Origin of the sequence: Bradyrhizobium sp. AZCC 2289, assembly GCF_036924615.1 — a bacterium.
Taxonomy (GTDB): Bacteria; Pseudomonadota; Alphaproteobacteria; order Rhizobiales; family Xanthobacteraceae; genus Bradyrhizobium.
Genome location: NZ_JAZHRY010000001.1, coordinates 8,174,376 through 8,199,125 on the forward strand (window position 1 = coordinate 8,174,376; position 24,750 = coordinate 8,199,125).

General features: G+C 62.5%; 21 protein-coding genes and 3 pseudogenes. 14 read left to right on the plus strand and 10 right to left on the minus strand.

The genetic code is table 11. From position 1 onward, the window contains the following. Positions 1-25 precede the first annotated feature (25 nt). The 9 genes from V1289_RS38475 (at position 26) to V1289_RS38515 (ending at position 8,129) form a co-directional block, all read left to right on the plus strand. Complete coding sequence (locus V1289_RS38475) at positions 26-952, plus strand: branched-chain amino acid ABC transporter permease (protein ID WP_334404146.1); 927 nt, start codon at positions 26-28, stop codon at positions 950-952. Then, the gene (locus V1289_RS38480; protein WP_309183688.1) at positions 945-1,865 is read left to right on the plus strand and encodes a branched-chain amino acid ABC transporter permease; all 921 of its coding nucleotides are present in this window, start codon (positions 945-947) and stop codon (positions 1,863-1,865) included. Before V1289_RS38475 ends, V1289_RS38480 begins: the two co-directional genes overlap by 8 nt. Then, a complete protein-coding gene (locus tag V1289_RS38485; protein WP_334404149.1) occupies positions 1,855-2,586 on the plus strand; it encodes an ABC transporter ATP-binding protein in 732 nt (243 codons plus the stop codon). Before V1289_RS38480 ends, V1289_RS38485 begins: the two co-directional genes overlap by 11 nt. Further along, on the plus strand, positions 2,576-3,295 hold the full coding sequence (locus V1289_RS38490; protein ID WP_334404151.1) for an ABC transporter ATP-binding protein: 720 nt from the start codon (positions 2,576-2,578) through the stop codon (positions 3,293-3,295). Before V1289_RS38485 ends, V1289_RS38490 begins: the two co-directional genes overlap by 11 nt. Continuing rightward, positions 3,295-4,635, plus strand: coding sequence for an acyclic terpene utilization AtuA family protein (locus V1289_RS38495; protein ID WP_334407834.1), 1,341 nt, complete (start codon positions 3,295-3,297; stop codon positions 4,633-4,635). The genes V1289_RS38490 and V1289_RS38495 overlap by 1 nt, the downstream gene beginning before the upstream one ends. 1 nt (position 4,636) lies before the next feature. Beyond that, complete coding sequence (locus tag V1289_RS38500; RefSeq protein WP_334404153.1) at positions 4,637-4,957, plus strand: AtuA-related protein; 321 nt, start codon at positions 4,637-4,639, stop codon at positions 4,955-4,957. 25 nt (positions 4,958-4,982) lie between these two features. After that, complete coding sequence (locus tag V1289_RS38505) at positions 4,983-6,335, plus strand: amidase (protein ID WP_334404154.1); 1,353 nt, start codon at positions 4,983-4,985, stop codon at positions 6,333-6,335. Then, positions 6,328-7,014: a DUF2848 domain-containing protein gene (locus V1289_RS38510; protein WP_334404156.1), complete on the plus strand. Its 687-nt coding sequence runs from the start codon at positions 6,328-6,330 to the stop codon at positions 7,012-7,014. The genes V1289_RS38505 and V1289_RS38510 overlap by 8 nt, the downstream gene beginning before the upstream one ends. A gap of 458 nt (positions 7,015-7,472) precedes the next feature. Then, the gene (locus V1289_RS38515; protein ID WP_334404158.1) at positions 7,473-8,129 is read left to right on the plus strand and encodes a hypothetical protein; all 657 of its coding nucleotides are present in this window, start codon (positions 7,473-7,475) and stop codon (positions 8,127-8,129) included. A 350-nt stretch (positions 8,130-8,479) separates the two neighbouring features. Here the strand turns inward: V1289_RS38515 and V1289_RS38520 are convergent, their stop codons facing one another. Together V1289_RS38520 and V1289_RS38525 are read right to left on the minus strand one after the other, a co-directional pair. Beyond that, positions 8,480-8,647, minus strand: coding sequence for a hypothetical protein (locus V1289_RS38520; RefSeq protein ID WP_334404160.1), 168 nt, complete (start codon positions 8,645-8,647; stop codon positions 8,480-8,482). 388 nt (positions 8,648-9,035) lie between these two features. Next, a complete protein-coding gene (locus tag V1289_RS38525) occupies positions 9,036-12,362 on the minus strand; it encodes an adenylate/guanylate cyclase domain-containing protein (RefSeq protein ID WP_334404162.1) in 3,327 nt (1,108 codons plus the stop codon). 473 nt (positions 12,363-12,835) lie between these two features. On the opposite strand from V1289_RS38525, the gene V1289_RS38530 reads away from it, so the two are divergent. After that, positions 12,836-13,192 carry a hypothetical protein gene (locus V1289_RS38530; RefSeq protein ID WP_442896119.1) on the plus strand — a complete coding sequence of 119 codons (357 nt, stop codon included), beginning with the start codon at positions 12,836-12,838 and terminating at the stop codon, positions 13,190-13,192. 101 nt (positions 13,193-13,293) lie between these two features. Here V1289_RS38530 and V1289_RS38535 read toward each other — a convergent pair whose 3' ends face one another. Continuing rightward, a complete protein-coding gene (locus tag V1289_RS38535; RefSeq protein ID WP_334404164.1) occupies positions 13,294-13,920 on the minus strand; it encodes a hypothetical protein in 627 nt (208 codons plus the stop codon). A 310-nt stretch (positions 13,921-14,230) separates the two neighbouring features. On the opposite strand from V1289_RS38535, the gene V1289_RS38540 reads away from it, so the two are divergent. Together V1289_RS38540 and alkB are read left to right on the plus strand one after the other, a co-directional pair. After that, positions 14,231-14,962, plus strand: coding sequence for a 2OG-Fe(II) oxygenase (locus V1289_RS38540; protein ID WP_334404166.1), 732 nt, complete (start codon positions 14,231-14,233; stop codon positions 14,960-14,962). A 12-nt stretch (positions 14,963-14,974) separates the two neighbouring features. After that, positions 14,975-15,627: pseudogene (gene alkB, locus V1289_RS38545) on the plus strand (DNA oxidative demethylase AlkB). Between the two features lie 304 nt (positions 15,628-15,931). Here the strand turns inward: alkB and V1289_RS38550 are convergent. From V1289_RS38550 to hpaH, 7 genes and pseudogenes are all read right to left on the minus strand, one after another. Next, positions 15,932-17,559, minus strand: a pseudogene (locus tag V1289_RS38550) (thiamine pyrophosphate-dependent enzyme). 28 nt (positions 17,560-17,587) lie between these two features. Next, complete coding sequence (locus V1289_RS38555; RefSeq protein ID WP_334404168.1) at positions 17,588-18,457, minus strand: fumarylacetoacetate hydrolase family protein; 870 nt, start codon at positions 18,455-18,457, stop codon at positions 17,588-17,590. A gap of 11 nt (positions 18,458-18,468) precedes the next feature. Next, positions 18,469-19,218, minus strand: a complete 750-nt coding sequence (locus V1289_RS38560; protein ID WP_334404169.1) for a molybdate ABC transporter substrate-binding protein — start codon at positions 19,216-19,218, stop codon at positions 18,469-18,471. A gap of 32 nt (positions 19,219-19,250) precedes the next feature. Beyond that, positions 19,251-20,234, minus strand: coding sequence for a 3,4-dihydroxyphenylacetate 2,3-dioxygenase (hpaD, locus tag V1289_RS38565; protein WP_334404170.1), 984 nt, complete (start codon positions 20,232-20,234; stop codon positions 19,251-19,253). A gap of 120 nt (positions 20,235-20,354) precedes the next feature. After that, positions 20,355-21,080, minus strand: a pseudogene (locus tag V1289_RS38570) (aldehyde dehydrogenase family protein); the annotation flags it as partial. 229 nt (positions 21,081-21,309) lie between these two features. Continuing rightward, positions 21,310-21,708, minus strand: a complete 399-nt coding sequence (locus V1289_RS38575) for a 5-carboxymethyl-2-hydroxymuconate Delta-isomerase (protein ID WP_334404174.1) — start codon at positions 21,706-21,708, stop codon at positions 21,310-21,312. 33 nt (positions 21,709-21,741) lie between these two features. Further along, positions 21,742-22,548 (minus strand): 2-oxo-hept-4-ene-1,7-dioate hydratase, encoded by an 807-nt coding sequence (hpaH, locus tag V1289_RS38580; protein WP_334404176.1) that lies wholly within the window; start codon positions 22,546-22,548, stop codon positions 21,742-21,744. A gap of 134 nt (positions 22,549-22,682) precedes the next feature. Here hpaH and hpaR point away from each other — a divergent pair, with 134 nt between their 5' ends. Together hpaR and V1289_RS38590 are read left to right on the plus strand one after the other, a co-directional pair. Continuing rightward, positions 22,683-23,219 (plus strand): homoprotocatechuate degradation operon regulator HpaR, encoded by a 537-nt coding sequence (hpaR, locus tag V1289_RS38585; protein WP_334404178.1) that lies wholly within the window; start codon positions 22,683-22,685, stop codon positions 23,217-23,219. Positions 23,220-23,517: 298 nt separating this feature from the next. Beyond that, entirely contained in the window at positions 23,518-24,663 is a 1,146-nt protein-coding gene (locus V1289_RS38590; RefSeq protein ID WP_334404179.1) for an ABC transporter substrate-binding protein, read from the plus strand. The last annotated feature ends 87 nt before the right edge of the window (positions 24,664-24,750 follow it).

Consider the following 24,750-nt stretch of genomic DNA (forward strand, 5'->3'; position numbering starts at 1 on the left):
ACCGGACGACCGGAGCGACGCGCTGATGCTGGTCTATGCGCTCGTCGCCGGCGTTCTGTTCGGGCTGTATTTCAGCCTGGTCGGCATCGGCCTCAATCTGGTGTTCGGCGTCATGCGCATCGTCAATCTTGCGCATGGCGACTTCCTGATGCTCGGCGCGTTCGTCGCGTTCGGCGTCGTGACGCTGGCCGGCATCGATCCGCTGTTTGCGGTGCCGCTGGCGTTTGTGATCTTCCTGCTCGTCGGCCTGCTGCTCTATTGGGTGCTGGTGCCGCGGCTGCAGGGATCGGTCAATCCCGAAATGCTGTCGATTATCCTGTTCTTCGGCCTGTCGCAGGTGATCGAGGCCGTCGCGACGATCTTCTTCGGCACCAGCGAGCGCTCGATCCAGAGCCGTTTGCTCGGCACGGTACTTCAGACCATCAAGGTGAAGCTGTTCGGCGGCAAACCGGATGGTTCCGGCCCGATCCAGATTTTTGGCCAGGGATTTCCGGCGCCCTGGGTGATCGCGGCAGTGACCAGCCTGATCGCGATCGCGCTGGTTTATGTCTATTTGTACCGGACACGCCTGGGCACGCTGACCCGCGCGGTGATGTCGCGTCGCGATGAAGCGCTGGCCACCGGCATCGACGTTGACCGTGTTTCGGCGGCGGCCTTCGGCATTGGCCTCGGGCTCGCCTCGCTGGCGGGCGTGTTCGCGCCTTTCATGTTTGGTTCGGTGACGCCGGCTTTCGGCGCGGATGCTACCGTCACTTCATTCGCGATCGTGGTGCTGGGATCACTCGGCAACCCCCTGGGCACCGCGCTTGGCGGCGTCGTCTATGGTGTCTGCTACATGCTGGTGCAGACCTATCTCAGTTCCTGGTCGGATCTTCTGCCCTATGTGCTGCTGATTTTCATCCTGCTGTTGCGTCCGAGCGGTCTGCTCGGAAGGCGGGTGCGCGTTGCCTAGCATCCTCAGACATCTGCTGTTCATCGTCGTGCCGCTGATCGCTGTGTTTGCGGTGCTTCCCGGTGTCTATCAAAACCATCTGCTGCTGTTCAACTTCGTCATTTTCCTGACCTTGGCGCAGGGCGTGAACATCATCTACGGCTTCACCGGCTATCTACCGTTCGGCTATGTCGGCTTCTTCGGCGCCGGCGCTTACGGTTTTGCGATCATGGTGATGCACTATCAATCGCCGGCCGTGATCGCGGTGCTGGTCGGGGGGCTGGTCGGCGTCGCGCTGGGACTGTTGCTGACGCCGCTGTTGCGGCTTTCGGGCGCGTATTTTGCGATCGCCAATCTGGCCGCGTCGCTGGCCGTGCTTCACTTCGTTGCCAATCCGGCGCTCGAAAATATCACACGCGGGCCGTACGGTGTTTCGCTGACGGGCACATTCAATCCCGATGACGCTTACACCGCCGCACTTGTCGTGTTGACGCTGACGCTTGCTGCGGTCGTGTACCTGAAGAACTCGAGCTTCGGTCTGGCGTTGCAGGCGGTGCGTGAAGATGCCGTCAGCGCGTCGATGGCAGGCGTCAGCGTCGTCAACATGCGCGTGATCGCGTGGCTGGCTTCGGCGCTGGTCGCGGGTCTCGCCGGCGGCGTCTATGCCTGGTATGTGTCGGTGTTCTATCCCGACAATGTCTTCAGCGGCGATTTCAGCATCTTTGCGATCGTGTTCGCGCTGTTCGGCGGCGTCGCCACGATCACCGGGCCGATCGTCGGCGTCATCATTCTCTATGGCGTCTACAATCTGATCGGCTTCACCACGCCGCAATATTTCCAGCTGATCTATGGGCTGTTGATCATGGGGCTGGTGTTGTTTTTGCCGGCCGGCCTGGTTTCGCTGGCGACGCGGAGGGGATGGCATGTCCCCTGACAGCGCGCCGATCCTCGAGGTAACCACGCTCGTCAAACGCTTCGGCGGCTTTCACGCGCTCGACGGGCTGAGCTTCCACGTCACGTCTGGCGAGATCCTGGGGTTGGTCGGGCCGAACGGCTCGGGCAAGACCACGGCGATCAACGTGATTTCCGGTCTCTATGCGCCTGACGGAGGTGAGGTGGCGCTCGATGGTCATTCGATCGGTGGCGTTGCATCCCACAAACTGGTTCATCGTGGCATCAACCGCACCTTCCAGATTCCGAAACCGTTTCTGTCGCTGACGGTGCGCCAGAATATCGAGGTCGCACTCGCCTATGGCCGTGCCGGGGTGGCGCCGCCGGCGATGGCGGCGCTACTGGAAGAGTACCGGTTGACTGAAGTCGCCGACCGTCCTGCCGCCGACCTCAACAGCGCGCAGCAGAAGATGCTGGACCTGGTCCGGGCGCTGGCCACCGGTCCGCGACTTTTGCTGCTCGATGAGCTTGCTGCCGGCCTCAATCCGGCGGAACTCGACTGGATTGCCGAAAAGATCAAGGCACTGGCCAGCACGGGCATGGCGATCATCGTGGTCGAGCATCTGATGGGATTTATCGAACACATCACCGATCGCGTCATCGTCCTCAATGCGGGCAAGGAGATTTTCGAAGGCACGCTCGCGGTTGCCGTCAAGGTGCCGCAGGTGATCGAAGTATTCCTGGGAGGCGAGCATGCCGCCTGAGACGATTTCACTTCTGGAAGCGTCCGGCGTCGATGCGGGCTACGGCACCATGCAGGTGCTGTGGGGCGTCGATCTCGACGTCCGCGCCGGCGAAACCGTGCTGCTGCTCGGCGCCAACGGGGCGGGCAAGACCACCTTCCTCAAATCGCTGGTTGGATTGATCGAGGCGCGGCACGGCAGCATCATGCTCGGCGGCGAGGATGTGACGCGGACGCGCTCCAGCGATCGCATGAAGCGCGGCATGACCTACATGTCCGAGCTTGCGGTGTTTCCCGATCTGTCGATCGAGGAAAACATCCGCGTCGGCGCGCAGGCGCTCGGCCATGCCGATCCCGGTGCGCGCGTCGAGGAACTCTATGGTCTGTTTCCCGTGCTCCGCGACAAGCGGCGTGCCGCCGCATCCAGTCTTTCCGGCGGCCAGCGCAAGATGCTCGGGATTGCCAAGGCGCTTGCCGCCGAGCCGAAGCTTTTGGTGATGGACGAGCCGTCGGCCGGACTGTCACCCCTTTTCGTCAAGGAAGTCATTCGTATCCTCAGCGAACTGCGTGGGCGCGGGCTGGCACTTCTGATCGCCGAACAGAATATCGGATTTCTCGAAGTCGCCACCCGCGTGTTCGTGCTCGAAGGTGGCCGTATCAAGTTTTCCGGGACGGTTGCGGAAATGACCGACAATGAAGCGCTGCGGCGCGCCTATTTCGGATTGAAATGATGCGAACGATCCGGATCGGCTCAGGGGCGGGCTATTCGGGCGATCGCATCGAGCCCGCGGTCGAACTCGCCGAAAATGGCGACATCCAGTACCTCGTATTCGAGTGTCTCGGCGAGCGCACCGTCGCGCTGGCGCAACAGGCGCGGATGAAAAATCCGGAAGGCGGCTATGACCCGCTGCTGGAAGAACGGATGCGCGCGGTGCTGGCGGTTTGCGCCGCCAAGGGTATCAAGATTGTCACCAATATGGGCGCGGCCAATCCGGAGGCCGCGGCGAAAAAGACCGCTGAGATCGCCAGATCGCTAGGGCTTTCGTCGCTGAAGATCGCGGCCATCGTCGGCGACGATGTGCTCGAGGCCTGCAAGGACGGCGATTTGCCGATCATGGAATTTGAGAGCACGATCACACAGCTCGGCAACCGCCTCTTGTCGGCTAATGCCTATCTCGGTGCCGCGCCGATGGCGGAAGCGTTGAGCGCCGGCGCCGATATCGTCATCACCGGGCGCGCGTCCGATCCGGCGCTGTTCCTGGCGCCGATGATTCACGCCTTCGGCTGGGCGATGGACGACTGGAATCTGTTGGGGCAGGGCACCGTCGCCGGGCATTTGCTGGAATGCGCAGGCCAAATCACCGGCGGCTATTTCGCCGATCCCGGCTACAAGGATGTGCCCGATCTGGCGCGGCTCGGCTTTCCCATCGGTGAAGTCGGCGAGGATGGCTCGCTTGTCATCACTAAGGTCAAGGGTTCGGGAGGCGCGGTGACGGCGCGAACCTGCAAGGAGCAGTTGCTCTACGAGGTGCATGATCCCGCCAAATACTTCCAGCCAGACGTGGTCGCGGATTTTTCGCAGGTGAGGGTCGAGGAGATCGGCCCGGATCGCGTCCGCGTCAGCGGCGGTCGCGGAACGAAGCGCACCGATACACTGAAGGTCTCGGTCGGCTATGTCGACAGCTATATCGGCGAGGGCCAGATTTCCTACGCCGGCCCCGGCGCGCTCGCGCGCGGGCGGCTGGCACTGGAGATCGTCCGCGAACGGCTGAAGCTGATCGGCGTCGCGTCCAGCGAATTGCGGTTTGAACTGGTGGGCGTCGACGCGCTACACGGTGCAGAAATCTCCGCGCACGCCAATGAACCCTATGAGGTTCGCGTTCGCGTCACCGGGCGCACCGAAAACCTCCGCGAGGCCGTCAGGATCGGCAACGAGGTCGAGACGCTCTACACCAACGGCCCGGCCGCCGGCGGCGGAGCATGGAAGTCGGCGCGCGATGTGGTAGCGGTGGCATCGGTGCTGCTGCCGCGCGAGTTGGCGAAGCCGCAAGTCCGCTTCGTGGGAGCGTGAGATGAAGCTGCGCGAGATCGCCCATTCCCGCACCGGCGACAAGGGCAACACTTCCAATATCTCCGTGATCGCCTATGACGCGAGGCACTATCCGCTGCTGCTGGCGCAGGTCACCAGCGCGCGGGTGAAGGCGCATTTTGCCGGCGTGGTCGAAGGCGAGGTGGTTCGCTATGAACTGCCCAACCTGTCCGCGCTGAATTTCGTGATGGCCAGCGCGCTCGGCGGCGGCGTGACGCGTTCGCTGGCGCTCGACGCCCACGGCAAATCGCTGAGTTCGGCGCTACTTGATCTCGACATTGAGCCCGGTTCGGACGACAAGTAGCGCTCAAAGAAGCGAAGAGAACACCATGCCAAACCATCCGACACTTGCCTCCCTCGCCACCGACCTCGACAGCGGGGCGACCTCCGCCCGCAAGCTGGTTGAGGAATGTCTCGCCAAAATCGCCGATCCCAACGGCGAAGGCGCGCGTGCGTTCATCCATGTCGACAAGGACGCTGCGCTCGAGGCGGCGGACGCGATGGACCGGCTGCGCAAGGCGCAGGCGGCGCCGTCGCCCTATGCCGGCATTCCGGTCTCGATCAAGGACCTGTTCGACATCAAGGGGCAGGTGACCCGCGCCGGTTCCCGTGCGCTGGAGGAGGATTGTTGTCCGGCAGACGCCGATGCGCCGGTCGTGGCGCGGCTGCGCCGTGCCGGTTTCATCGTGATCGGCCGCACCAACATGACCGAGTTCGCATATTCCGGCATCGGCATCAATCCGCATTACGGCACGCCGAGAAGTGTTTGGAACCGCAGCGTCGGCCATGTGCCGGGCGGCTCATCGTCGGGCGCGGCGGTCTCGATCGCCGATGGTATGGCGCATGGCGGGCTCGGCACCGATACCGGCGGCTCGTGCCGGATTCCGGCGGCCTTCAACGGCATCGTCGGCTTCAAGCCGACGCAGCGCCGCATACCGCTCGACGGCGGCGTACCGTTGTCGTTCTCGCTCGACAGTTTTGGGCCGCTGGCGCGGACGGTCGGATGCTGTGCGGTGCTGGATGCCGTGCTCGCCGACGAACCCGAGCAGCCCTTGCAGCCGCATCCCGTCAAGGGCATGCGGCTGGCGGTACCAACCACGGTTGCGCTCGACGATCTCGACGAAGCGGTGGCGAAGACTTTTGAGCGCGCGCTGGAGACGCTGTCGCGTCGGGGAGCGCTGATCGAGCGGATCGAGGTGCCGGAATTCCTCGACGTCGGCGTGATGAATTCCAAGGGCGGTTTTGCTGCCGCGGAAAGCTATGCCTGGCATCGCTATCTGATCGTGAGCAAGGGCGATTTCTACGATCCCCGCGTTCACGTGCGTATCCTGCGTGGCGAAGGCATCAGCGCGGCCGACTATATCGATCTCCTCAATGCGCGGAAATCCTTCATCGCGCGGACCGAAGCGCGCATCGCGCCCTATGACGCGCTGGTGTTGCCGACCACGGCCAACACGCCGCCGAAAATCGCCGATCTCGCCGACGACACGGCGTTTGCTGTAGAAAATTTGCGCGCACTGCGCAATTGCACGCTGATCAACATGCTCGATGGCTGCGCGATCTCGCTGCCGGCGCATCGCGAAGGCGAGGTGCCGGTCGGCCTGATGCTTGCATCGTCCGGCGGATCGGACCGCCGTATCTTCGAACTCGCGGCCGGAATGGAGGACCTCATCCGTGTTTGATCTCACCTTTACCGTCGACGACAACGGCGCGGCCACCTACCTCACGCTGCCGATCGATCGCGCCGTGATCGCGGGCTGGACCGGGCGCGATCCGGTGGCGCGCGACAAGCACATTGCCGAGCTGGAAGCGATCGGCATCGCGCGGCCGGCTTCGACACCGATCTATTATCGCGTCTCGGCGCGGCGGCTGACCATGGCCGACGCGATCGAGGTCTGCGGCGAAAATTCCAGCGGCGAGGTCGAGTTCGTGCTGATCGGCTGGCAGGGCCGCATCTTCGTCGGCTGCGGCTCCGACCATACCGACCGCAAGGTCGAAGCCTACAGCGTCACGGTCTCGAAGCAGATGTGCGACAAGCCGATCGCGTCCGAACTGTGGGAGCTGGAAGACGTGATCGGCCACTGGGACCAGATGATCCTGCGCTCCTATGCCTTCATCGACGGCGCAAAGGTGCTGTACCAGGAAGGCACGCTCGACGGCATGCTTCCCGTAAAAGACCTGATCGCGGGCGGCTTCGGCGGCAAAGGATTGCCCGACGGCTGCGCGATGTTCGGCGGCACCTTTGCCGCCAAGGGCGGCATCCGCCCCGCGAGCCGGTTCGAGTTCGAACTGGAGGATCCCGTGCTGAAGCGGACGATCCGCCATGGCTATGACGTGATCACGCTGCCGGTGCTGGGTTAGCAGGCAGCATGGGTTGAGCTTGCGAAACCATGATGTCCCCAACCGCAAACGATGGGTATACCGATCCTGGGGCCTCAACTCGCTTTAAGGGACAGCGTAGAAAAACTTGTCGGAACGTCGCAGACAGCGGGCGTTTCGCATCGCTGGAGGACGATCATACGATGGTCGGCGTACGTAGCACGGGCAGGGTGATGGAGCGTTGGTCCGCTCATGTCACTTGTTGGCACCTTTGAATTATGCCCGCCTGTCCTGAAAATATCCGTTCACCGGGGTAGACCGGAAGTCGCCGGTGCTCGATCAAAACGACGCTTTTGACCCACTTCGGACATTAGCCGTCGGGCGCAGAACAATTAAATGGCCGTCCTATCCGCGTGCGATGTTTGCATTTCCGTTTCCAGCAGGGAGCCGGATGTGGCATCATTAAATGACCAAGCTCCGACGGATCGGCAGTAAGAGCGATGGGTCAGCAGGAGAGACACTCTCTGAACCTTATTGGCTTTGCCTTACCTGTTGCCGCTGCGTGGATGGGCTCGGCCTTCTGCGCGGCGCTCGGTCTGGCGGCTCTGGCGCTTGCAACACTGGGACCGGGAGAGCACGGCACCATCGTGGCACTAAAGGCAACCGCGCGGTTCTCGTTCCTGTTGTTTTGGCTGGCTTATGCCGCCGGAGCGATGACGACTTTATTCGGACCAGCTTTCGAGCCCCTTAAACGGCGCGGGCGTGAGTTTGGCCTCGCCTTTGCTTCAGCGCACCTGGTGCACCTCGGGCTTGTCGCGTGGCTCACTTACATTGGCCACGCGCCAGCTCGCGGGGTATTTCTCTTTTTTGGAGTCGCCGCCCTGTGGACCTACCTTCTTGCGTTGTTCTCGATCCCTCGTCTGCAGAAAGCGCTGGGGTCAAAGGGCTGGTGGTTCTTACGCGTGGTCGGGCTCAATTACATAGCCTATGCTTTTGCGACGGATTTTTTGGGATACCCGCAATTTGGCAGTTTCAAGTACTTGGTAGGATACTTGCCTTTTGCCGCTCTTTCCGTCGTCGGACCATTGTTATGTCTTGCCGCATTCGTGCAACGCGCTGCATGGTTGCGGAAAACTTCTTCAAGACAAACCGGCTGATGGTCGTGCGGCATTCACCTGGGACCATTTGAGGACGCGTTCGCACCTTGGCTACAATGATCGTACTTCCGGTTCTGGCACCAAACGGACCAGCCCGGCCGGTCTGATAATGTCCGTTGTTTGGGGTAAACCGGATGTGGCAGAGCTCGTAGCTCGCCGGGCGGAATAGCGTCAGCGTATTCCGCCGATTCACTTGCCTTTCGGAGCAATACGCTGACGCTATTGCGCCCTGCGAACTGGAATGGGCCGGATAGCGGGCATGTTGCAGGCATGGCAACAACGACGCGAATGATAGACGCACTTCGCTGGGAGGGCACAGCGCGACCGGCTGTGCCCTCCCGCGCAGGGCATCATTTCCTGTCAGTCAGCTGAAGAGCCGTGTTCCACGCGTGCAGCGTGTCCTGCACGGTGTATGTGATATTTTCACCATAGAAGAACCCCCTGCTGAAGCCAGCGCTCACCGCCTCCAACTCGTTGTCCTCCAACGGGCGCACTTCCAGCTCGGTATCCGTAGGCATGGTCATTACCTCCTGTTGCTGATCCGGCCATGCGCGGCCGATCGCGCATCAGTCGCGCAACGAAGCGTCACGGTCTGTGATCGCCGTCACGAACGAAATGTTCGTTTTTTTCGGTGCCCTGCCCGATGTCGGCTATTGGCACCAACCGGACCTCCAGAGATGTCCGAAGTTCGATCGCTAACGGAGTGCCGGGTTAGATCGGAAGCCGCAGGCGCGCGGTCAGAAGGACGCGATTACCCTGCGGACATTCATGCGGTGACAATCGCATTCATCCTCACACTCTGCGCGCCGGCGGCGACGAGCTGCAAATGACACTTGATGAGATCATCGACCAAAGTGCATAAAGCCCTGGAGTGCAGCTATCCCGCCACGCAAGAGGTGAACTGCATCAGGCCAGCTCTTCGAGCAGCGCCCTGGCGTCCCGCAGGACCGGCGTGTCGAAGCCTTCGGTGAACGAGCCATACCCCAGCGCGAGGAGGTCACGAGCTTCCGTGCACTTGCCTTGATCGCGCCACAGGCGGGCGAGGTTGGTCGCAGCGCGCAGCCCAAACGTCTTCGCGCTCTGGCGCTCCGCCACAGCGAGCGCTCGATGATAATTCTGCTCCGCAGCGGCTTGGTCGCCTCGCGCATTCATCATATCGCCTCGAAGTCGATGCAGCTCGACCTCACCGGACCGCTCGTGGGTCGTCTCGATGAGCTGCGCAGCCTCGACGAGGCAATTCTGTCCCTCCTGAAGATGCCCGACCTTGGCGTGAGCCTCGGCGAGAAAGCAGAGCGCGCGTGGCGTGTGCACGACGGCTCCGGCACCACGAAGCACCGAGAGCCCCCTCGCGAGCATCGCGAGGCTATCCTGCGCCTGTCCAAGTGCTGTCAATGAGCGACCATGCTGGAGAAGTCCGAGGCCCAACCAGAGCGGAAAACCGTGCTCGTTCGAGAGAGCGACCAGCTCTTCCGCGTGCCGCCGTGCGTCCTGCGGCAAGCCGGCGGCCGCCTCCACCGCACATACCTTGCTCAACACAAAGGCCACCGTAAACGGATGGTCGAGCCCGCGGGCTTCCGACAACGCCTCGTCCACGCGCGCGCGTCCCTGATCGATGTGGCCCAGAAGCGCCAATGTCAACGCCAAGTGACCCAGGCTCGCTGCGTACGGATCGGCCACCGCTATGGCGGCGCAAATCGCGCGAGCGGCCGGATCTCTCAGACCATCACACAGCTCGAGAAGGGCGCGCGCTGTCACAAACTCCCCGCGAAAGTAGCAACTGGCGCCGTGGATATAGTGACCCAGCAGCAGAGCGACCTGATCTTTTCTGGTCTCGCCAAATTTCTCCATCTGCTCGGCAAGGGACACCGCCAGTTCGTGCTCGGACCGAACCATATGGAAACCCCATTGGGAATAGAGCAGCGGAACGAGACGATCCGGCCGATCGAACCGCTCAGCAAGCGCTCTCGCCCTGACAAGCGTATCGCCCACCACCGGCGCCGAATACCCTCGAGCTGCCATCAGCGCCCGCCCGAGGGCAATTTGCAGGTCGAGTTCGTGCTGCACGGGCCGGGACTCCTCGGGCATGTTCGCCAGCAATTCCAGGCCCTTCTGCAACTGTGCCACCGCTTCTGTCATCGCCGACCGCGCGACCGCCTGCTGGCCGGCCTTGAGCCGGTAGCCGACCGCCTTCTCGTTGAAACCGGCCTCGGCACAATGGTGGGCCATGAGTTGCGGCTGAGCGGCCACGATTTCAGGGAACTGGCTCTCCAGCGTCGTCGCAACGCGGGCATGGATCTGCTGGCGTCGACCGCGCAGCATGGTGCTATAGGCCGCGTCCTGCACCAGCGCGTGCTTGAAGGTGTACTCTGCATCGGGTGGGGTGCCCCGCTGGAAGATCAATTCGGCGCATACGAGCTGCGCCAAGGCCCCGTCCACCTGGTGCTGCGGCACAGCCGCGACGGCGCTGATCAGCTCATGCGAGAACGACCGTCCGAGGGCCGCACCGATCTGCGCCATCTCGCGCACGGGTGCCAGGCGATCGAGCCGTGCCAGGAGCGAGGCTTGGAGCGAGGTAGGGATGGCAAGCCGAAGCACGGGCCCTCGCGCATCAAAGCGGTCGCCCGCGTCGGTCAGCATGCCGCTCTCGATCACCGCCTTGGTCAATTCCTCGATGAACAGCGGTACGCCATCGGTCCGATCGATGATATGTTCGGCGATTTCCTGGGGCAACGCTTTGCCGCCGGTCACCCGCATGACCATCTCGGCGCGCTGTCGACGCGGCAGACGACCGAGGCTGATCTGTGTCACGTGCGAGCGCCCGATCCAGGCCGGCGCGAACTCTGGCCGGAAGGTGATGACCAGCATGGCCCGGAGGGTGGCCACCCGGTCGACGATGAGGTCCAACAGGTCGAGCGAGGAGGGGTCGATCCAGTGCACATCCTCGAATACCATCAGTACGGGCCGACGCGCCGCCAGTCCCTCGAGCTGGGCCAGGAGGGCCCGAAGCGTATTCTCCTTGCGCTTCTGTGGTGTGAGGCTGAGTGGTGGATAGCGATTGCCGATCGGCACGGACAGCAGGTCCGCGATCAGAGGGACGGCCTCGCTGAGGTCAACGTTTGCCTCCACGAGCAACGCCTCGAGCTTGTCCAACCGCTGCTGGTCCGTATCGTCACGCCGGAATCCCGCTGCCCGCTCGAGCTGTGAGATGGTCGGGAAAAGCGCGCTGTCCTGATGGTGCGGCGAGCAGAAACGGCGCAAGCGGATGTGTGGATCATCGCTCAGCCGCTCCACCGCGGTCTCGGCGAGGCGCGATTTGCCGATGCCGGGCTCACCCGATATCAGCACGACCGAGCCATCGCCGCGTTTTATCTGCTGCCAGCGGCACATCAGCAGCTCGATTTCCTCATCGCGGCCAAGCAGTGGCGTTCTGGCTACGCGCAAGGCCTCGAAGCGGCTATCGACCGCGCTCGCGCCCAAGACTCGCCAGACCGGCACCGGGTCGCTGAAGCCTCTGATGGACACGGTCCCGAGAGCGAGATACTCAAAGAGTCCCGCGACGAGGCGGCGGGTGCTGCCGTCGATGACCACCGTGTCCGGCTCGGCCAGGGCCTGAAGCCGCGAGGCCAGATTGGGGGTCTCACCGACCACCTCGTGCTGCTGGGACGCGCCATCCCCGATGAGATCGCCGACGATCACCAACCCGGTGGCAATGCCAACTCGCACTCGCAATTTTGCCCCCGGACCGACATCGAGTCCTGCCACGGCCGCGACCAATGCCAGCCCGGCGCATACCGCGCGCTCAGCATCGTCCTCATCCGCCCGCGGATAGCCGAAATATGCGAGCACGCCGTCGCCCATGTATCTGGCAACGAACCCGCCAAATTTCTCGATTTGCTCGGCGCAGCAGCGATGGTACGCGCCCATGATTTCCTGCAAGTCCTCAGGGTCGAGCCTTGTCGAGAGCGCTGTCGAACCAACAAGATCAGCGAACATCAGCGTGAGATGACGTCTCTCGGCCGCGGTCCGAGGAGCAGGCGCGAGTCTCGGTCCGGCCTCATCGAATTCCGCAATCGCGCGCAATATCTTCCTGCGATGGCCGAGCGATACACCGATTTTTTCGAGGTCATGGTCGGTCAGATCGCGCAGAACGCTTGGATCAATGTCGTTCTCGGCAAAGCGCTGCGCGTATTGCCCGAGGCCAAGTGTGTTGAGCCAGTCCGCAATCTGCTGCATGGCGGCCCCCACTGTCTCTGTGCGGCCTAAGCGAACCTTGGTGACTACGGAGACTATCACTTTCTTTTGTGGATGGCACGTACGGTCGTTGGGACGTCTGTTGGCCCCTCGATGCAGCCGAGTTGGCTCAGCGCGACCAACGGACACCGTGAAGCTGCGACCTACCACTCAATCGCGGTAGCGGAAGCAGGGTCGCCGAGAGGTCCGCCTGTCATCCAGTTCGAACCGCCAGCTGTGGCTCCCCGGAAATGTCCGTTCATGGCACCAACCGGACCTCCGGAGAGGTCCGAAGTTTCGATCGCTAACGGAGGTAAACCGGACATCGCGGGGATAGCCCAATTTGGGTCAAAGTCGGTCTGATTGCCAAAAAACTGAACACTTTCCGGGCGCCGTTTATGCCAAGATAAACGCGCTCAAAAGGCCGCCCGCGACCGTGCCGCCGCTTTTGACAGTAAACCCAGCGGAGATCGATCTTGAATCTGACGGACGAGGACAGCCCGATCGACGAGATTTCACGGATCGAAGCGCGGATCGAGGAGCTTGCCGACGTCGCCGAGCGATGCCGGAAGATCATTCTGGTTTCCAAGGCGGCCATCGCCGGCGGCGTCGCATTGCTGCTCGTTGTGATGCTCGGCCTGGTCGGATCCAATCAGGTCACCGCGATCGGATCGATTGCCATGGTGCTGGGCGGAACCGTGTCGCTCGGATCGAATGTCAGTACGTTGCGACAGACGATGGCCGCCATGACCGCCGCCGAGGTGCTCCGTTCAGAATTGATCGGCAGGATCGACCTTCGAGTAGTTGGTGACAGCACGATGAAACGGATTTGACGTATTGGCTCGTGCGGGCAAGCGTGCCAAAGCCGAAGCCATGTTCGCCGGGGAAGATCGCGCCGGCCGATGCGCGACGAAGAACGCGATTTGCGTCAGCCTCAACCGTCGTCTGGCGGTTCCTCATCAGTCGAAACCTGGAGTAAGTCGCCGGATGGACCCAAATAAAAGGTAGCGAAAAAAGTGCCCCCGGCTTCAACCGTCGATTCCCAAAATGCCGTTCCTTCATATCCGTATGGTTGTGCGTTTCGCACAAAGGCCCGGACCGTTGTGTGAGGGGTACCCGAAATAGACTGACCGGCACGTCGTTCGACGGACCGCAGGACAGCATCTATCTTCGTCTGGACATCCGCGGGTACCGCACGCAGGACCGACGAGCTAAATCCCACGGAGCCACCTTCAAACAAGGCGAGGGTCGATTTGATGAACTTGAGCTGGCTTTTCGGCGGCAACTTCGCAAACTTGTCCGCGGTCTCGATACCCTTGATCGCGGCGGCACCGATCGCAGCCTTATCTTCCGGGCTGGAAAAAATGTCGGGATGAATTTCGTTTCCTCCAAAGGTGGTCAACGCTTCCAACAGCAGCGAACGCGCTCTAATCGGGATGAAGCCGTTCTCGTCGGCCGCGGCGATCATATCGACAACTTCCTGGTGAGTTATTTTTACCGTATCACTTGCATGGCTCCCGGTGTGGTCCCGGATAATTTTCAAAATTTGTGCGATACTCATGGCTGCTCCGTGGCCAAGATTGTTAATTTAACCGGAGTATACCTAAAGTTACAGGTTATGCGAACCAAAGCGGACCTTAGCCAACGCCTCGCTGCGCTCTACCCATCCTGCGGGCTGCGGCGAATTTCCCGAGATCTCTCAACGTTTGCCCTGTCCAGTGCGAAACGGGCCGCGGGAATGCGGAACTGTGTTGATAGATGCGAGCGCCGGAGCGCGGTTGGCCGGATAGAGCCAACTCACGCTGGAACGATCGGAAATCGGGTGGCCTGTTGCAGACAAGCTTGCGAAGCTGCCGCCCATGAAAGTGAACATGAAAAACCAGATACCGCCGGCACCCGACATCGCCGCCCGCGTCGAGGCCCTCGATTGGGCGCAGGCGACCGCCGATCTCGACGCGCAGGGTTGCGCCGTCCTCAAGGGGTTGCTCTCGCCTGAGGAATGCGACGCCCTCGCATCGCTCTATCCCGATGACAAACACTTCCGCAGCCGGATCGTGATGGGCCGGCATGGCTTTGGGCGCGGCGAATACAAATATTTTTCGTATCCGCTGCCCGATCTGATCGCGGAGCTGCGGCCGGCGCTATATGCGCAACTCATCGGGATCGCCAATCGCTGGAACGAGACCATGGGAATCGATATCCGCTATCCCGACCGGCACGAGGCGTTCCTGCAGCGCTGCCATGACGCCGGTCAGGTCCGGCCGACGCCGCTGCTGCTGCAGTACGGCGCCGGAGACTATAATTGCCTGCATCAGGATCTCTATGGCGAGCACGTATTCCCGTTGCAGGTGGCGATCCTGTTGTCGGAACCGGGCCGCGATTTTAGCGGCGGCGAATTCGTGCTGACGGAACAGCGGCCGCGGATGCAGTCGCGGCCCGAAGTGGTGCCATTGACGCAGGGCGACGCGGTGGCATTTGCTGTGCACCACCGGCCGGTGCAGGGGACGCGCGGCTTCTACCGGGTTAATCTGCGCCATGGCGTCAGCCAAATCCGCTCTGGCCACCGTCATACCGTCGGCGTGATCTTTCATGATGCGAAGTGAGTGCGATCCAATTTGACTGCGGACCTGTTCGAAGCTGTGCCGGATGTGCGCCCGTCGCGGGAAGCGATGGCGGATGGCGCCGTGCTGCTGCGCGGCTTCGCCAAGCCCATCGAAGCCGATCTGCTAGCGGCGTTGCGCGAGATCGTCGCCCAGGCGCCGTTCCGGCATATGTTCACGCCCGGCGGCCATCAGATGTCGGTGGCGATGACCAATTGCGGCAATTTTGGCTGGGTCACCGATCGCAGCGGCTACCGATATGACGGTATCGATCCCGATTCCGGAAAACCATGGCCGTCGATGCCGCCGGCCTTTCGCGAGCTGGCGTTGCGGGCGGCGGCCGCTGGGGTTTCGATGGCTTTACGCCGGATGCCTGCCTGATCAACCGCTACGAGCCCGGCGCGCGGATGTCCCTGCATCAGGACAAGGACGAAAACGATTTCGGCGCGCCGATCGTCTCGGTGTCGCTGGGCCTGCCCGCGATCTTCCTGTTCGGCGGCATCAAGCGCAGCGACAAACCGCGTCGGTTTCGGCTGGAACATGGCGACATCGCAGTATGGGGCGGGCCGTCGCGGCTGTTATTCCACGGCGTCGCGCCGCTGGCCGACGGCGAGCACGCCGCGCTGGGCCGCCAGCGCGTCAATCTGACTTTTCGCCGGGCGCGCTAACGTGCGCGCTTTTTTCCTTCTCCCCTTGTGGGAGAAGGTGATCCTCGCGAAGCGAGGATCGGATGAGGGGTCTCTCACCGCGCATTTGGTGTTCGCGGAGACAGACCCCTCACCCGTCCGCGCTGCTTCGCATCGCGTCCACCCTCTCCCACAAGGGGAGAGGGTAGAAGGCCGTCTTCCCATTCGAGTTTCGTCTGGTCTATGCTGCCTTGGCCGGGAGCCCGACATGACCACCACGGAAATAGCGGCTGTGCTTCATGGTTCGAGACGGCGCTGAAGAAGCGCTTCCTCACCATGAAGACAGCTACGGCTTCGCCGGGTGAATGAACGCCCACGGGCTGACTTCGGAATCGGTCGGCACCTCAACCGAGATCACATAAGGCCCGCCGTCGGCCAGCGCCTTTTCCAAAGCGGGGCGGAAATGATGCGGCGAGGTGACGCGGGCAGCGCCGACGCCAAAGGATTCGGCAAGCTTGACGAAATCCGGATTGACGAGGTCTGACGCCACCACGCGGCCGTCAAAGCGCTCGCGCTGGTCGCGCCGCACATTGCCATAGGCGTTGTTGTTGAAGATCAGCGTCACCACGCCGATCTTGAACTGAGCGGCGGTCGAGAGTTCCTGCACGCCGAACATGAAGCCGCCGTCGCCGGTGATCGCGACCACCGGACGGTCCGGATTGGCGACCTTGGCGCCCAACGCCGTGGGGAAGCCCGAACCGAGCGTGCCCTGATAGCCCGAGGTGATGAAGGTGCGCGGCTCGTAGATCGGAAAACCGTACCAGGAGGCGAAGCCTACCTGCGACAATTCATCGGTAACGATGGCGTTCGCGGGCAGCACCTCGCGCAGGATGTTCAGGTAAGCCATCTGCGGCTGGACTTTCTGGATTTCCTGATGCGCCGCGGCTGTGGCTTCACGGATCGCCGCACGCCGGCCGTTGGTCCTGCTGTAGCCGGTCTTTTTCACCGCGGCGACCAGGTCGCTGGTGCCTGCCCTGGAATCCGCGATCACGGCGGTATCCGGCGTGAACCGCCGCATCTCCACGGGATCGATATCGATTCGAACGGATTTCAGCCCCTCGGGTCGGAACGGCCAGCGCGTCATTGTCGGCAATTCCAGCCGGGTGCCGATCCCGATCATGAGATCGGTTTTCGGCCAGAGCTTGTAGGCCGCCGCCATCGTCAACCCGAGTTCATGGGCGTTACTGACAATGCCGCGGCCGCTGCGGAACGCGACCACAGGCGCGTCGATCATCTCGGCCAGTTCGAGAATTTCCTCACGCGCGTGGATGGCGCCGCGCTGCCGACGAAGATCATCGGCGTCTTGCTGCTCTTGATCAGCGCGGCAGCCGCCTTGATCCGGTCCGGATCGGGCTGCGGGGCGGGCAACGGATCGAACACTTTTGCGGGGCCGACTTGCGCGCGCTGGGTGAACACGTCCCAGGGCATTTCCAGCGACACCGGACCGCGCCGGCCCGACAGCATCTCCTGGAACGCGCGCGAGACCATGGCGGGCGCGATATCCGGATATTCGATGCGGTCGGCCCATTTCACAAACGTGCGCAGCGTCGCCAGCTGATCCGGCATCTCGTGCAGATGGCCGCGGCCCTTGCCCAGAAATTGCGTCGGCACCTGGCCGGTCAGGCACAGCACCGGCTCGTTCGATCCGAATGCGGTGAGCAGCGCGGCACCGGCGTTGAGCACGCCGGGGCCGGGCACCACGCTGAACACGCCGGGCTTGCCGGAAGATCGCGCGTAACCATAGGCCATGTAGCCGCAGGCCTGCTCATGCCGTGCGCCGATCACCTTCAGCTGCGCCTGATGGAAGGCGTCGAACAGGCCGTAGATTTGCGCGCCGGGCAGGCCGAACACGGTGTCGACGCCATGCGCGACGAGGCCATTGACGATCGCTTCGCCGCCGGAAGTTGAAGTCATGTTACTGTCCACTCGTTCGAGAGACTTTTCAGGCTTCGTCGGCGACGCCGTTGCGTAAGGTGCCGACGCCTTCGGCTTCGACCTCGACGACGTCGCCGGGCTTGAGGTAGCGCGGCGGGTCGAACCGCGCGCCGGCGCCGGTCGGTGTTCCCGTAACGATGACGTCGCCGGGCGCCAGCGTCGTGAAGGTCGAGATGTAGTTGATGAGATAGCGGAAGCCGAAGATCAGCCGGTTGGTGCGGTCATCTTGCCGTGTCTCGCCATTGACGCGCGTGGTCAGGCGAACATCCGCGATCTGCGACTCATTGGTGTAGGGGACAAGCCAGGGCCCGAGGCTGCCGGTGGAATCAAAGTTCTTGCCCTGCGTGACGTTGAATTTCGCGTGCCGCACCCAGTCGCGGATGGTGCCTTCATTGCACAGCGTGACCGCGGCGATGTGATCCAGTGCCGCGCTCTCCTGAATGTGACGGCCGGCCTTGCCTATGACCAGCACCAGTTCGCCCTCGTAATCGAGCTGCGGCGACGCGCGCGGCCGGACCAGCGGCGTGTCGTGCCCGACAAAGGAGCGCGGCGTGCGCAGGAACATGCTCGGATATTTCGGGGCGTCCGTGCCGTCCTTATACTCGGCGTTACGGTCGGGATAATTGACGCCGATGCAGATGATCTTTTCCGGCGCGGGGATTGGCGGCTGCCAGACCATCGCGTCGAGCGCATGGTCCGGCGAATGCCGCGCGGCATCCTCGGCCAGTTTCGAAAGCGCACCGGCGGCGATGGCTTCGCGCAGCGTCGGATAGTCGTTTCCGAAGCGCGCGGAGAGATCGACGATGCCGTTGTCGGTCACCGCGCCATATCGGGTGACGCCGCCGACGGTGTAGGTTGCGAGACGATGTGCGGTCATGAAAGTTCCTGTCAACCCGGATTCATTCCGGCGGCCTTGATCGCGGCCGCCGATGCGGGGGTGCGTAAGTAGTCGATCAGCGCCCTGGCCGCGTCAGCTTCCTTGCTGTCGGCAGCGATGGCGGCGGTGAACACCAGTTCCTGCTGCAGTTCGGCCGGGAAGGGGCCGGCGAGCTCGACGCCGGGCGCGATCAACACATTGGTGAGGAACACGCCAAACTCGGCCTCGCCTTTGGCGACGGCCGGCGCGATTTGCGGCGGCCCGGCCTGCGCCCTGGTCCTGGCTTTCATCTCCTCGCCGATGCCGAGGCGCTCGAACACTTTTGTCACGTACGCGCCGGCGGCGCTGGCCGGCACGAACGCGATCGATGACGCGCTGAGCAGAGTCTTTTTCAACGCATCGGGTGTGGAGACGTCAGGTTTTGGTACGCCGGCGCGGACGGCGACGCCGTAACCGACGCGTGCGATGTCGATGCTCGGTCCGGCCGCGAAATGGGTTTTCGTTTCAGCATTCTTGAACACGTCGATCGGTACCACAACGAGATCGAACGGCGTTCCCGAGTTGATCCGGGTGATGATGTTGGGCGTGGAGTCGAAGTGGATCGAAAGCTTGTGCCCGCTGGCCTTCTCGAAGGGCGGGCCGAGCTCATTCAGCAGGCTGGTGATAGAGCCGCCGGCGATGATTTTGAGTTCACTGGCCATGGCGTCCGCCAACAGCAGCGTCAAGCCCAATGCGACGGCGATAGTCAGCGGCTTGCTCATGATATCCTCGTTCCGACCGGATCCGGCGCACCCTAGTCCCCGATCGTGACGTCGGCGACAAAGGCCGGCTCGCGCACCTTTTGCCCCGCGAAGGGCGAGCCCTGCTCGAACCAGGAGCGCGGCGCCGGCGCCCCCCACAGCGTCTGCCGCCGCGGGTCCTTCAGCGACCAGCGCAGCGGCTCATGGTCGTGATCCCCGGTGAAGTAATCGCTGGTGTAAAGTTCGAGACGATGGCCGTCGGGATCCCTGACATACAGGAAGAATGCATTCGAGATGCCATGACGGCCGGGCCCGCGCTCGATGTTCTTGAGGAAGCCGCTCGAGGCCATCACGTCGCAGAGATGCAGGATGTTCATCGCCGTCGGCACCCAGTACGCAAAATGGTGCAGGCGAGGGCCCTTGCCGTTGGTGATGGCGAAATCATGCACATTGCCCTTGCGGTGCATCCAGGCCGCCGCAATGCGCCCGTTCGGCCCGTCTTCCTCGCCATATTCGGTCAGCCGAAAACCCAGCCGCGCGTAGAAGTCGACGGTGTTCTGAACCTCGGCGGCGAAGACGTTGAAATGGTCGAGCCGCTGCGGGTGGCAGCCCTTGTAGAGGTCGTAGCGCCTGAGCAGATGCGGGCGCTTGTCCATCGATGCATACAACTCGATCTGGAAGCCGAAGGGATCGGTGAATTGCAGCGTGCGGCCCTGGAATGGCTGCTCGGTGAAGGCATAGGCGATGCCGTTCTCGGAAAAGAAGCTGGCTGCCTTGTCGAGATCGCCGTCATTGCCGACCTTGAAGCCCAGGCGATTGCAGGCCGCCACGGGCGCTTTGCGTAAGACGAGCGAGTGATGCTGATGCTCCTCGCTGCCGCGCAAATAGACTGCCTTGTCATCGCTGTCCTCGACATGGAGACCGACGGTGTTTTCATAGAAGGCGCGGCTGGCGTTCAAATCGGTCACGTCGAGCACGGTGTGGCTGCAGCGGATGATGTTGAAGGGCGGATCGAAGATGTGTGTTGGCACAGGCATATGGCGTTCTTCCCGTTATCAATTCTGTCTATCCTCATGGTGAGGAGGCGCCCCTTCGGCGCCGTCTCGAACCATGAAGCCCGCGGCCCATCCTTCGAGACGCGGGCTTGCGCCCGCTCCTCAGGATGAGGGCAGGCCCAGTTTCTGAATCTTGTGCGTCCCGCGCGCGAGCGAGACGTGTTTGGTTTCCATGTAGAAGTCGAACGAATAGTCGCCGCCGTCGCGGCCGATGCCGGATGATTTCATGCCGCCGAACGGGGTCGGCAGATGGCGGACGTTTTCGGAATTGAGCCAGATCATGCCGGCCTCCAGCGCATCCGCGACGCGCAGCGCGCGGCCCATGTCGCCGGTCCAGACGTAGCCGGTCAGGCCATATTGCACGCCGTTGGCGATCTCGATGGCGTCGTTTTCGTCGCGGAAGGGGATCACGGTCAGGAACGGCCCGAACACTTCCTCCTGCGCCACCCGCATTTTCGAATGCGCTGACGTGACCAGCGTCGGCTGCACATAATGTCCGCCGCCGGGCCCGTCATGCGGTTGGCCGCCGACCGCAATGGTGGCGCCGTCCTTGCGAGCGACGTCGAAATAGCTGCAGACCTTTGCCAGATGCCGCTCGTGGATCAGGGGGCCGATCTCGGTGACGGGATCGAGCGGATGCCCCACCTTGAGCGCCTTCACCCGCACGGTGAGTTTTTCGATGAACTTTTCGGCGATGCCTTGCTGGACCAGCAGCCGGCTCGACGAGGTGCAGCGCTCGCCATTGAGCGAGTAAATCATGAACACGACCGCATCGAGCGCGCGATCCAGATCGGCGTCGTCGAACACGATCACCGGGTTCTTGCCGCCGAAGGCCAGCGCCGCCGCCGTGGCGGCGCGGTCGATGTCTTCGGCATTGCCGCGGGCGACGGAGGCCAGCACCGCGCCATCGACCGGCGATTTGGTCTCAAAGGTCTGGCCGGAGATCGACGGCACGATCTTGCCGTCGATCATGTGCCCGATGCCCTCGGCCTTCAATTTGGCGAGTAGCGGGGCTGCGCGATCGCGGTTGGCCTGAAACACATCTTTCGGCGCGATCTTATCCATGGACTTTCTCCACTTTCAGGGCTTCGTGGATGTTGTTGCGCTTCCAGCTCGTTTCCTTGTCGTTGATCTGCATGTCGAACGACAGCGCGAATTTGCTGTTGGCAAAGACTGGATCAAGATGGGCCGACAGCGCCTTGAAGATATGCTCGCCGGCCTTCTTGCGGGTCGCGAGATCGCGCCCCTCGCCAAGCCGCAGTACCATGTCGAGAAAGCCCAGGTTTTTCTGGCCATCGGCGATCGCATAATGTTCGCATTTGACAGCACGCACGCGGATGCCGCCGAGCGGGAAGATGCCGGTTTCGACCGCGGCCTTGCGCACCAGTTCGACGACGTTGCCCATATCGACGAGAGCATCGAGATTAGCTGAATATTCGATCGAAAAATGGGGCATGGCCGGATCACTCCTGCAATTGGTCTGAAAGCATCAAGCGAAGTAACAGCTCACCGAGCCGTAGGGACCATAATCGGCCTGGATCGTGTCGCCTTTGCGGGTCTCGATCGGGCGGATGAAGGATCCCGCCAGCACCACCTGACCCGCTTCGAGCGCCAGTCCGTTCGGCGCGATCTTGTTGGCAAGCCAGGCTACGCTGGTCGCGGGATGATTGAGCACGCCGGCGGCAAGCCCGGTTTCTTCCAACTGGCCGTTGCGGAAACAGAGCGCGCCGATCCAGCGCAGATCGGCGTCCATGGGGCGTATCGGGCGGCCGCCGAGCACGATGCCGGCATTCGCCGCGTTGTCGGCGATGGTGTCGAAGATCTTTCGGGTTGCTTTGGTCTCTCGGTCGACCCGCTCGATCCGCGTGTCGAGGATTTCCAGCGCGGGCACCACGAAGTCGGTGGCGTTGAGGACGTCGAACATGGTGGAGTCCGGCCCCGCCAGCCGCGTCTTCATGACGAAGGCAAGCTCCGCTTCGACGCGCGTCGCGATAAAGCGATCGGTCGGCACCAGGCCGCCATCGGCAAAGAACATGTCGTCGAGCAGGATGCCGGAATCCGGCTCGTCGATATTGAGCGCGCTCTGCATCGCCTTCGAGGTCAGGCCGATCTTGTGGCCTTTGACGACGCGGCTCTGCGCCACCTTCATCTCGATCCACGCCTTCTGGATCGCGTAGGCGTCGGCGATATCGATGCCGGGATGCTCCAGCGAAATCTGCCGGATCTGTGTCCGGGTTTTCTCCGCATGATCGAGCCGTTCGGCGGCGCTGCGGATTTCTGCTTTGGAGAGGGCCATGGGCGACACGCAAAAAGTGGATGCGGGGAGATGATTAACATGTTAAGTTTATCAGATCAAATCGAATTGACGTTGTTGCACTGCAAAATTGCGGCCCGTTGAAACCGGCGTTTCCTGATCGCGGAAGATTGACGATGGCAGGTAAGAAATTCCCGAACGGTCCCGGTTCGACCGCCGCAGAGATGTCCAGGGTTCGGCGGACACCGATGCGCGAATTCTCGCGTTCGCTGCCGATGTCATTGTTGCGCGCGCGCGAGGCGGTCATGCGCCAGTTCCGTCCGTCGCTGCGCAATCACGGCCTGACCGAACAGCAATGGCGGATCCTGCGCGCGCTGACCGCAGTGGACGCGATCGAGGTGACGGAACTGGCGCGGGTCGCCTTCCTGCTCGGCCCGAGCCTGTCGCGAATCCTGCGCGACCTCGAGGCGCGCCATTTGATCGAGCGACGCGCGGCGAAAGCCGATCTGCGCCGCGGTATGGTGTCGATCTCGGCAAAGGGATTGAAGCTGATCGAGGCGGTCGCGCCGACGTCAGAATCTATTTATGCCGCTATCACCAAACTTTATGGCGCCCGCAAACTCAGCGAATTGCAGGACATGCTCAGCGCGCTGGAGGACAGCCTTTCGGGACTGGAAGTCGCTGGCGCCGGCGATGCCGAGGCGGACGAGTGAGCGCAAATTTGCATGATAATGCGTAACGGGACGCATAGCTTGGGTTCGCTGCACGTTGTTTGAGCAGCCAAAGCGATTGCCGATCGCACGAAACGGCCGGGAATAGGCCGGGCAGTCAGGCGTTAATATTCTCTGGCCGTCGCATTCGGCGACATATCTGCACCGTTAGTCGAACTCCCCGCGATATCAATTTACTAAGGGCGCGAGAGTCCTTAAGACGCATCCGGTTACGCGTCCGGTCAAGGACCGCCAAAACCGAGAAAGGCCGACGAAGAAGCCCGGCCTCAGGGAGGAATGGATGAAGCTTACGAGACGCGATTTCGCGGCCGGTATGGTAGCCGGTATTGCTGCACCCCACATCATCACCAGCGCAAGGGCGCAAGGCGCCACCATCAAGATCGGCATGTGCGTGCCGGCGACGGGGCCCGCGGCTGAACAGGGGCTTTGGGCGCAGAACGGTGCAAAGCTGGCGCTCGCAGCCGTCAACAAGGCCGGCGGCGTGCTCGGCAAACAGGTCGAACTCGTCATCGAAGACGACCAAACCACCAATCCCGGCATCGTTCTGGCGTTTTCGAAACTGGCCGCGCAGAACGACATCGTCGCTTTCCTCGGTTCGATCCGCTCGACCCAGGTGCATGCGATGGCCCCCGACGTTCTCAAGCTCGGCAAACCCGTCATGATCGGCGGAACCGATCCCGCGCTCACCCATATGGGCAATCAATGGCTGTTCCGCTTCCGGCCCAATGACAGCTATTCGGGCCGCGTCATCGCCGACTACGGCGTCAACACGCTCGGCAAGAAAAAATGGGCGATCGTTCATTCGACCGACGCCTTCGGAACCGCAGGCGGAAAGGCCCTGGCCTCGGCGCTCGAAAAGCTCGGCACCCCGGCGGTGCTCGACCAGGGCTATGCCAACCAGAGCCAGGATTTCACGCCGGTCGTGCTGGCGGTGAAGCAGTCCGGCGCCGACGTTCTCGGCACGTATTTTACCTTCGAAAACGATCTCGGGATTTTCGCCCGTCAGCTCCGTCAGCTCGGCGTCAACATTCCCTGGGTGGGGTCACCCTCGGTGGTGGCGGTTTCGTCGACCAAGCTGGCCGGCCCGGCGCTGTTTGGTACCTATGGCGTGGCCGATTACGCGGAAGAATCCAGCGACGCTTCGAAGACCTTCGGCAAGGCCTATCGCGACGCGTACAAGACCGCGCCGGACAATCAAAGCGCATGGCCCTACGATGCCGTCACCATCCTGTCGGCGGCGATCAACAAGGCCGGCTCGACCGATCCCGGAAAAATCCGCGAGGCGCTGCTTGCTATCAAGAAAACCGCTGGCGCCGAAGGCGAATACAATTTCGACCAGAACGGCGATGGCCTGCACGGCTACAATGTTGTGAAGAACGACAAGGGGACCATCGTTTACGACAAACACATCGACTTCAACGACTGAGCGCGTCGCGGGCTCTCTTCGCGTGAAGGGAGCCCGCGGGCCTTTATGACCGGCTTCGCGTTGCTGCCGGGCGTCACATGGCCGCGA